Source organism: Ectothiorhodospira variabilis (assembly GCF_022227625.1).
In the GTDB taxonomy this organism is placed as follows: domain Bacteria; phylum Pseudomonadota; class Gammaproteobacteria; order Ectothiorhodospirales; family Ectothiorhodospiraceae; genus Ectothiorhodospira; species Ectothiorhodospira haloalkaliphila.
In genome coordinates, this window is sequence record NZ_JAJNAO010000002.1 from 338,852 (window position 1) to 348,160 (window position 9,309).

General features: G+C 63.1%; 10 protein-coding genes. 7 read left to right on the forward strand and 3 right to left on the reverse strand.

What is annotated here, in order from left to right; all coding sequences use genetic code 11:
- Positions 1-119: 119 nt before the first annotated feature.
- Positions 120-686: a dCTP deaminase gene (dcd, locus tag LPW30_RS04245; RefSeq protein ID WP_025282446.1), complete on the reverse strand. Its 567-nt coding sequence runs from the start codon at positions 684-686 to the stop codon at positions 120-122.
- Positions 687-689: 3 nt separating this feature from the next.
- Positions 690-1,781, reverse strand: a complete 1,092-nt coding sequence (gene apbC / locus LPW30_RS04250; protein ID WP_239680172.1) for an iron-sulfur cluster carrier protein ApbC — start codon at positions 1,779-1,781, stop codon at positions 690-692.
- Positions 1,782-2,038: 257 nt separating this feature from the next.
- On the opposite strand from apbC, the gene metG reads away from it, so the two are divergent.
- A complete protein-coding gene (gene metG / locus LPW30_RS04255) occupies positions 2,039-4,066 on the forward strand; it encodes a methionine--tRNA ligase (RefSeq protein WP_239680173.1) in 2,028 nt (675 codons plus the stop codon).
- Position 4,067: 1 nt separating this feature from the next.
- On the opposite strand, the gene LPW30_RS04260 is transcribed toward metG, so the two are convergent.
- Entirely contained in the window at positions 4,068-4,286 is a 219-nt protein-coding gene (locus LPW30_RS04260; RefSeq protein WP_239680174.1) for a hypothetical protein, read from the reverse strand.
- 178 nt (positions 4,287-4,464) lie between these two features.
- On the opposite strand from LPW30_RS04260, the gene cysB reads away from it, so the two are divergent.
- The 6 genes from cysB to rsxB all read left to right on the forward strand — a co-directional run bounded on the left by cysB (position 4,465) and on the right by rsxB (position 9,304).
- The gene (cysB, locus tag LPW30_RS04265; RefSeq protein ID WP_025282450.1) at positions 4,465-5,439 is read left to right on the forward strand and encodes an HTH-type transcriptional regulator CysB; all 975 of its coding nucleotides are present in this window, start codon (positions 4,465-4,467) and stop codon (positions 5,437-5,439) included.
- Between the two features lie 106 nt (positions 5,440-5,545).
- A complete protein-coding gene (locus LPW30_RS04270; RefSeq protein WP_238624789.1) occupies positions 5,546-6,535 on the forward strand; it encodes a LysR substrate-binding domain-containing protein in 990 nt (329 codons plus the stop codon).
- 201 nt (positions 6,536-6,736) lie between these two features.
- Positions 6,737-7,363, forward strand: a complete 627-nt coding sequence (locus LPW30_RS04275; protein WP_025282452.1) for a methylthioribulose 1-phosphate dehydratase — start codon at positions 6,737-6,739, stop codon at positions 7,361-7,363.
- Positions 7,360-8,082 carry an acireductone synthase gene (mtnC, locus tag LPW30_RS04280; RefSeq protein WP_025282453.1) on the forward strand — a complete coding sequence of 241 codons (723 nt, stop codon included), beginning with the start codon at positions 7,360-7,362 and terminating at the stop codon, positions 8,080-8,082. The genes LPW30_RS04275 and mtnC overlap by 4 nt, the downstream gene beginning before the upstream one ends.
- A gap of 24 nt (positions 8,083-8,106) precedes the next feature.
- Positions 8,107-8,685 (forward strand): electron transport complex subunit RsxA, encoded by a 579-nt coding sequence (gene rsxA / locus LPW30_RS04285; RefSeq protein ID WP_025282454.1) that lies wholly within the window; start codon positions 8,107-8,109, stop codon positions 8,683-8,685.
- Between the two features lie 37 nt (positions 8,686-8,722).
- On the forward strand, positions 8,723-9,304 hold the full coding sequence (gene rsxB, locus LPW30_RS04290) for an electron transport complex subunit RsxB (protein ID WP_025282455.1): 582 nt from the start codon (positions 8,723-8,725) through the stop codon (positions 9,302-9,304).
- The last annotated feature ends 5 nt before the right edge of the window (positions 9,305-9,309 follow it).

Below are 9,309 nucleotides of genomic sequence, written 5' to 3' on the forward strand. Positions count from 1 at the left end.
CGCCCCGCCGACCGCGGCGCAGGTGTGCCGGGAAAGCCTACATTAAACCTCAAGTATGGGGGCGCTGTCATGCCCCGTGCCCGCCTGTCCTCACCCCAACCCCTCTCCCGCGAGCACAATCAGGTCCTGGGCAACGTCACCCCCCGCTGCCCCTGATACTTCCCGCCCCGATCCTTGTAGGACACATCACAAATCTCATCCGACTCCAGAAACAGCATCTGCGCCACGCCTTCGTTGGCATAAATCCGCGCCGGCAGCGGCGTGGTATTGGAAAACTCCAACGTCACATGCCCCTCCCACTCCGGTTCCAAGGGCGTTACATTTACAATTAATCCGCATCTTGCGTACGTGCTTTTTCCGAGGCAAATGGTCAGGATTGAGCGTGGAATACGAAAGTATTCAAGGGTATGCGCCAGCGCAAAGGAATTGGGTGGGATGATGCAGACATCCGACTTCACGTCCACGAAGCTGCGCTCGTCGAAGTGCTTGGGATCGACGATGGTGGAGTTGATGTTGGTGAACACCTTGAATTCATCCGCGCAGCGTACGTCGTAGCCGTAGCTGGAGGTGCCGTAGGAGATGATGCGTTCATTCCCGGCATAGCGCACCTGGCCTGGCTCGAAGGGCTCGATCATGCCGTGTTCTTCCGCCATGCGGCGGATCCAGTGGTCGGATTTGATGGGCATGGGTCAGCTGTTCTGGATGACGATGTTGGGAAACTTGGAACTGAAGTCCTTGGCCTGGGTGGCCAGGCGTGCAGCGGAGCGGCGGGCGATCTCCCGGTAGATCTCGGCCACGCGACCCTCGGGGTCGGCCACCACGGTGGGATTGCCGCCGTCCACCTGCTCGCGGATGTGCATGTCCAGCGGCAGGGCACCCAGGAACTCGGCGCCGTACTCCTCGGCCATGCGCTCGCCACCGCCCTGCCCGAAGATGTACTCCTCGTGACCGCAGTTGGAGCAGATGTGGATGCTCATGTTCTCCACCACGCCCAGCACCGGCACATCCACCTTCTCGAACATCTTCAGGCCCTTGCGGGCATCCAGCAGGGCGATGTCCTGCGGGGTGGTGACGATGATGGCGCCGCTCACCGGGATCTTCTGGGCCAGGGTGAGCTGGGTGTCACCGGTGCCCGGGGGCAGGTCGATGATCAGATAATCCAGCTCCGCCCAGTTGGTGTCGCGCAGCAACTGTTCCAGGGCCTGGGTGACCATGGGGCCGCGCCAGATCATGGGCGTGTCCTCTTCGATGAGGAAGCCGATGGACATGGCCTGCAGACCATGATTTTCCATGGGTTGCATGGTCTTGCCATCCTTGGTCTCCGGCTTGCCGGAAATGCCCAGCATGCGCGGCTGACTGGGGCCGTAGATGTCGGCGTCCAGGATGCCCACGGTGGCGCCTTCGGCCTTCAGGGCCAGGGCCAGGTTGACGGCGGTGGTGGACTTGCCCACGCCACCCTTGCCGGAGGCCACGGCGATGATGTTCTTGATGCCTTCCAGGGGTTTGAGGGTGCGCTGCACCGCATGAGCGACGATACGGGTGGCGATGTTCACCACCACCTGATCAACGCCATCGATGGCCTTGAGCTTGTCCTCCACCAGACGCGTGAGCTCGCCATGCCAGCCCGCCGCCGGGTAACCCAGGCTCAGCTGCACGGTCACCGCGCTGCCCTCCACCTGGATGTCCTTCACCGCGTTGGCGGACATCAGATCCTTGTCCAGGTACGGGTCCTGGATCTCCTTCAGAGCCGTTTCGATCTTGAGCCGCGACACTTCCGCCATGTTCTTCACTCCGCAATCTTGCAATTCCCGGGATTCTACACGATGGCGGCCCGGCCCCAACCCCTGTGCCCCCACGGCCCTCACCCCAACCCCTCTCCCGCCAGCGGGATAGGGGCAACAACTCCCTTCTCCCTCGGGGGAGAAGGGCCGGGGATGAGGGGGGAGCGGCGGGCGCCATCCCTGGAATGAGGCTCACTCGCTGGTCCGTCCGCCGGGAAACTGTTAACTTCAACGGTTTTCCCCGCAGCGTCCCGATCATGACATCCAACATCCGCAACATCCTCGTCACCAGCGCCCTGCCCTATGCCAACGGCCCCATCCACCTGGGGCATCTGGTGGAATACATCCAGACCGATATCTGGGTGCGGTTCCAGAAGACCCGCGGCCATCGCTGCCTGTACGTGTGCGCCGACGACGCCCACGGCACGCCCATCATGCTCAAGGCCCGCAGCGAGAACATCACCCCGGATGAACTCATCGAACGCATCGGCCAGGAGCACCGCCGGGACTTCGCCGGCTTTCTGGTGAATTTTGACAACTACCACAGCACCCATTCCCCCGAGAACCGGCACTTCGCCGAACTCATCTATGGCCGCCTGAAGGAAAAGGGGCACATTGCCCAGCGCACCATCCGCCAGGCCTACGACCCGGAGGCAGGCATGTTCCTGCCCGACCGCTTCATCAAGGGGGAATGCCCACGCTGCGGCGCCGCCGATCAGTATGGCGACTCCTGCGAGGCCTGCGGGGCCACCTACACCCCTACGGACCTGAAGAACCCGGTGTCTGCCATCTCCGGCGCCACCCCGGTGGAGAGGGAGTCCGAACACTATTTCTTCCAGCTGGCCGACTTTCATCGCATGCTGCGGGACTGGACCGGCTCCGGTAGCCTGCAGGGGGAGATCCGCAACAAGCTGCGGGAGTGGTTCGAAGCCGGCCTGAATGACTGGGACATTTCCCGGGATGCCCCCTACTGGGGCTTCGAGATCCCCGATGCACCGGGCAAATTCTTCTATGTGTGGCTGGACGCCCCCATCGGCTACATGGCCAGCTTCCAGAACTACTGCGACCAGCACGGTCTGGACTTCAACGCCTGGTGGAACCCGGACAGCAACACGGAATTGCACCACTTCATCGGCAAGGACATCGCCTACTTCCATACCCTGTTCTGGCCGGCCATGCTGCATGGTGCCGGTTTCCGTGCCCCCACGGCGGTGCACTGCCACGGCTTTCTCACCGTGAACGGCCAGAAGATGTCCAAGTCCCGGGGCACCTTCATCAAGGCCAGCACATACCTGGAGCACCTGCAGCCGGAATACCTGCGCTACTACTTTGCCGCCAAGCTGGGCCCCGGGGTGGACGACATCGACCTGTCCCTGGACGACTTCATCGCCCGGGTGAACAGCGACCTGGTGGGCAAGGTGGTGAACATCGCCTCCCGCTGCGCCGGGTTCATTCACAAGCGTTTCGAGGGACGTCTGGCGGAGGAACTGCCCGATCCGGACCTGTATGACCGCTTCCGTCGCGCCGGTGACGAAATCGCCGGCCTGTATGAGCGCCGCGAGTTCGGTCAGGCCATGCGGGTGATCATGTCCCTGGCAGACACTGCCAACCAGTATGTGGATGAGCAAAAGCCCTGGGTGCTGGCCAAGCAGGAGGACACCCTGCCCCAGGTGCAGGGCATTTGCACCCAGGGGATCAACCTGTTCCGCGTGCTGATGACCTACCTCAAGCCGGTACTGCCGGCCATGGCCGAACGGGCCGAGGCCTTCCTGGATGTGGAACCGCTGACCTGGGATGCGGTGACCAAGCCCCTGACCGGCACGCGTATCAAGCCCTACGAGCCGCTGATGACCCGGGTGGACCCAGAGGCCGTCAAGGCCCTGCTGGAGGCCTCCAAGGAGAGCCTGGAGCCCACGGCCTCAAAACCGGCTGGCCCACTGGCGAAGGACCCGATCCGTGACGAGATCAGCTTTGATGATTTCGCCAAGGTGGATCTGCGCATTGCCCGCATCGCTCAGGCGGAGCATGTAAAGGGGGCGGACAAGCTGCTGCGTCTCACCCTGGACCTGGGAGGCGAGACGCGGCAGGTGTTTGCGGGCATCAAGTCGGCCTACGACCCGGCGGACCTGGAAGGCCGACTGACAGTCATGGTGGCCAACCTGGCGCCGCGCAAGATGAAGTTTGGTGTCTCGGAGGGGATGGTGCTGGCGGCTGGTCCGGGGGGCAAGGATCTGTTCATCCTGTCACCGGATGAGGGGGCCGAGCCGGGGATGCGGGTGAAGTAATTCACCCTGCGGCCACCGGCAGCGGATGATCAAAGCGCGGCTGCGAGGGGAACGCCGCGCCGGTCCCCGCCCCCTGCCGGGAACGGGACTGGCGTACGCCGTCCAGTTCTGCCTCCACCTTTTTGAGCTCCCGCTCCAGACTCACCATCCGCCGACGCAGGGCCGCCTCGCGTTGGATGGTGCTGTATTCCTGCCCGGATACTGTATCTGCGTGGCTCATGACGGGTCACCTCTTGCGTTTTATCAATAATGATGACCCAAACCTAGCAGTCCGATAGACTCCTTTGAAAGAATATTAAATTCTTCATCAATCACCCCAGGGCATAAACCCCTCCCCCAGGATAAGCCGATGCCGGAGTGACGGATCCGACGCCATCGGCACCCAAGAGCCCTCGCCCATGAAACTCCAGCAATTCCGCTACCTGCAGGCCATCGTCGAGAATAACCTCAACGTCACCGAGGCGGCCGAAAGGCTGTTCACCTCCCAGCCTGGGGTGAGCAAGCAGATCAAGTTGCTGGAAGAGGAACTGGGTCTGGAGATCTTCCATCGTAGCGGCAAGCATTTCAGCCACGTCACACCAGCGGGACAGAAGATCCTTGCCAGGGCGGAGAACATCCTCCGGGAGGTGGAGAATATTCGCGCCATCGCCGAGGAGTTCGGTGACGAGGCGCGGGGCACCCTGAGTATTGCCACCACCCACACCCAGGCCCGTTACTTCCTGCCACCGCTGATCAAGCGCTTTCGCGAGCGCTACCCCCAGGTGCATCTGCTGATTCATCAGGGCAACCCGGAACAGATTGCCCAGATGGCCGCCTCGGGCCAGGTGGATTTCGCCATCGCCACCGAGGCCATCGCCCTGCACCGGGAACTGATCATGGTGCCGGCATACCGGTGGCTTCATGGCGTGGTGGTAACGCCAGGACATCCCCTGACGAAGATGGAGTCGCTCACCCTGAAGGCAGTGGCCGAACATCCTATCGTCACCTATGTGCATGGCTTTACCGGCCGCGGCCAGCTGGAGCAGGACTTTCAGAAACAGGGGCTCACCCCGGAGGTCGTGCTGAGCGCAGCAGACTCGGACGTGATCAAGACCTATGTGCGGCTGGGGCTGGGGGCAGGCATCATCGCCCACATGGCCTTCGAGGAGGATACGGACACGGACCTGGTGTATCTGCCGGCGAACGGCCTGTTCAGCGAGCACATCACCCGGGTAGGCTTCCGGCGGGGCATGTATCTGCGCAGTTATATGGGATACTTCATGTCGCTGATCGCGCCACACCTGGACCAGCCAAGGCTGGAACAGGCCGTGTCGGCCCGAAATCAGGAGGACGTGGACGCCCTGTTCGCAGACGTGAGCCTGCCAGTGCATTGATCCCACGCCAACGGCACGCCATAACACAAAATTATTTGCATATGTATAATTGCGGGATCATGTATTCCGCACGACCCGCATCACGGCGTCACAGGATCCCATTTTCATGAAACTCCAGCAACTCCGCTATCTGCAGGCCATCGCCCGTTACAACCTCAACATCTCCGAGGCGGCGGACCGATTGATGACCTCACAGCCGGGCATCAGCAAGCAGATCCGCCTGCTGGAAGAGGAACTGGGCGTGCCGCTTTTCCAGCGCAACGGCAAGCACCTGTCGGGGATGACCCCGGTGGGGCGACGCATCCTGGCCTACAGCGACACCATCCTGCGTGAGGTGGAAAACATCCGCAGCGCCGCCGAAGAGGCCCGGGACGAACAGGCCGGGGATCTGCGCATTGCTACCACCCATGCCCAGGCCCGCTACATCCTCCCCCCCATCGTGGACGCCTTCAAGCACCGCTTCCCCAAGGTGCGGGTGCAGATCCACCAGGGCACACCTCGCCAGATCGCCGAGATGCTCAGTCACGATGAGGTGGACTTCATCATCGGCACGGAGCCGCTGATCGCCTCCGGTCAGGTAATCATGCTGCCTGCGTATCGCTGGAGCCATTGCGTGGTGGTGCCCGCCGGACACGAACTGGCCAAGGAAAAGGCCATTCCCCTGGAGCGCCTGGCAGACTACCCCATCGTCACCTACCTGGACGGCTTCAGCGGCCGCACCAAGATGGACGCGGACTTCCGTCGCGCCGGCCTCACACCGGATATCGTCCTCACCGCCGCCGATGCGGATGTCATCAAGACCTACGTGCGCCACGGCATGGGGGTGGGCATCATTGCCCGCATCGCCCTGGAAGCAGGCAATGACGATGATCTGGTGCCCCTGGAGACGCAACCGGCCTTTTCCGAGAACATTACCCGCATCGGCTTTCGCCGCGGCGCCTGGATGCGCAGCTACATGTTCGACTTCATCACCCTGCTGGCCCCGCACCTCACCCATGAGCAGGTGGCCAGCGCCGTGCAGGAACTGGACCCGGAAGGCGTGGAGCGCCTGTTCGCCAATACCGACCTCCCCACCGGACAACCTGCCTGGTCCTGAGCCCGTGGGAGCGGCCCTCGGCCGCGAAGGCTTTCCCGCCAACCACCACGAGAATGTCCGACCCCCGATGTCAGCCGAAGAACCCGGCGACCGGGCTGTCCATTCGCGGCCAGGGGCCGCTCCCACCTGGCGCTGCGGGATGGACGCGCGTGTCACCCTCGCGTACATTAGCCGGCTGCTTTTCCCTATGATCCCACAGGTATGGACGAACTTAACGAGCACCACGGTGACACGGCAGACGCATTGATCTCGGCGGCCCGGTTCTTCCACGAACGGGGCTGGATGCCAGCCACCGCCGGCAATCTCTCGGCGCGCCTGGATGATGATCGCATGCTGATCACCGAATCCGGCCAGCACAAGGGCCAACTGGGTCCGGACGGCCTGATGCTGGTGGACCTGGAAGGCAATGTTTTGTCCCCCGACAAGCAGCCTTCAGCCGAGACCTTCCTGCACATCATCCTGTATCGCCGCTGGCCGCGGATCGGGGCCGTGATGCACACCCACTCGGTCAATGCCACCGTGCTCTCCCGCCTCGCTCAGGGCTCACAGATCCACCTGCGGGACTACGAGATCCTCACGGCCCTGCCGGAAGTGACCTCCCATGATGCCGAAGTGATTGTGCCAATCTTCGGCAACGAGCAGGATATACCCCAACTGGCCGCCCGGGTGGATGAGCACATGACCCAGCACCCGGAACTACTGGGCTACCTCATCGAAGGCCACGGCTTTTACACCTGGGGCGAGGATGTGGCTCAGGCCCGGCACCATGTGGAAGCCTTCGAATTCCTGTTTGAGTGTGAACTGAACATGCGCAGACTGACCCCATGACCCAAGCCATCCTCACCGATATCGAGGGAACGCTGTCCAGCCGTGCCTTCATCCGCGACGAGTTGTTCCCCTACGCGGCGCGCCGACTGCCCGGGTTTGTGCGTGAACACAGCCGCGAGCCCGGGGTCAAACGCTTGCTGGCGGATGTGCGAGCCTATGCGGGCCGCTCGCTGAACGACGAGGCCCTGATCGAACGCATGCTGGCCTGGATGCAGGCGGATCAGAAGATCACACCACTCCAGGCCCTGCAGGGGCTGGTGTGGGAAGAAGGCTTTCAGCGCGGCGACTTCGCCGGCCACGTGTACGGCGATGCCGTGGACTGCCTGCGCGGCTGGCATGATCAGGGCCTGGCCCTGTACGTGTTCTCCTCCGGCTCCGCGCACAGCCAGCAGATGCTCCTGGGGCACAGCCAGGCCGGCGACCTGCGCCCCCTGTTCACCGAACACTTTGATACCCGAGTGGGCGGCAAGAAGCAGATTGCCGCCTACAAGGCCATTGCCGAACGCATCGGCGTGCCACCGGGGCAGATCCTATTCCTGTCCGACACGGTGGACGAACTGGATGCCGCCGGGTCCGCCGGGCTGCGCACCACCTGCATCCGCCGCGCCGGCGATATGCGCGATGCCGGCGGGCACCCCCGTGCCGCGGACTTCCACGGGGTGGACGTGAATGGTGCCCCCAGTATCCGCCCGGTTGAAGCCGACCATGCCGGTGATTGATACTCGCCAGACGGTGGGAGATCCATGTCCGAGTTAGCACTCATTCTGGTCAGCACGGTACTGGTCAACAACTTCGTCCTGGTGAAGTTCCTGGGCCTGTGCCCGTTCATGGGCGTCTCCCGCAAGGTGGAGACTGCCGCCGGCATGGGGTTGGCAACCACCTTCGTGCTCACCCTGTCGTCCGTGGTGAGTTTCCTGGTGAACGAGTACCTGCTGGCGCCGTTCGGTCTGGAATACCTGCGCACCATCGCTTTCATCCTGGTGATCGCGGCGGTGGTGCAGTTCACCGAGATGGTGGTGCACAAGACCAGCCCCCTGCTTTATAACGTTTTGGGGATCTTTCTGCCCCTGATCACCACTAACTGTGCAGTATTGGGTGTGGCGCTCCTGAACGTGCAGGAAATGCACGGCTTTGTGGATTCGGTGGTCTATGGCCTGGGTGCCGCCATCGGCTTCTCGGTGGTGCTGGTGCTGTTCGCGGCCATGCGCGAACGCATCGCCGCCGCCGACGTACCCAAGCCGTTCAAGGGCAGCGCCATCGCCCTGGTGACTGCCGGACTCATGTCCCTGGCCTTTATGGGATTCATCGGTCTGGCCCCCTGAGGCGCTCGCCGCGCCCCTTCAAGACAGGTAACCGCCTATGCTAGCCGCCGTTCTTGTCATCAGTTCGCTGTCTGCCGTCTTCGGGCTCATCCTGGGGTATTCCGCCGTGCGTTTTCGCGTGGAAAGCGACCCGGTGGTCGAGCAGATCGACAACATGCTGCCGCAAACCCAGTGCGGTCAATGCGGCTTTCCCGGCTGCCGACCCTACGCCGAGGCCATCGCCGAGGGCACGGCAGACATCAATCTGTGCCCGCCCGGTGGCAACAATACGGTGCTGGCCCTGGCTGACCTGCTGGGCCGGGATGCCAAGCCCGTTGAAGGCGACGTGAAGGAAAAGGCGCGGGCAGTGATCGATGAGAACACCTGCATCGGCTGCACCCTGTGCCTGCAGGCCTGCCCGGTGGACGCCATCGTGGGCGCCCCCAAACAACTGCACACCGTGGTTGAGGCCCAATGCACCGGCTGTGAGCTGTGCATCAGCCCCTGCCCGGTGGACTGCATCCAGATGGAGCCCATCCCCAGGGATCTGAGCAGCTGGAAGTGGCCCCTGCCCCTGGAGCGTCCTGACGGCCGTGTTCGCCTGGCGGATCTGGCTCAACAGTCGGCGCCTGGCGCCTGACCCCG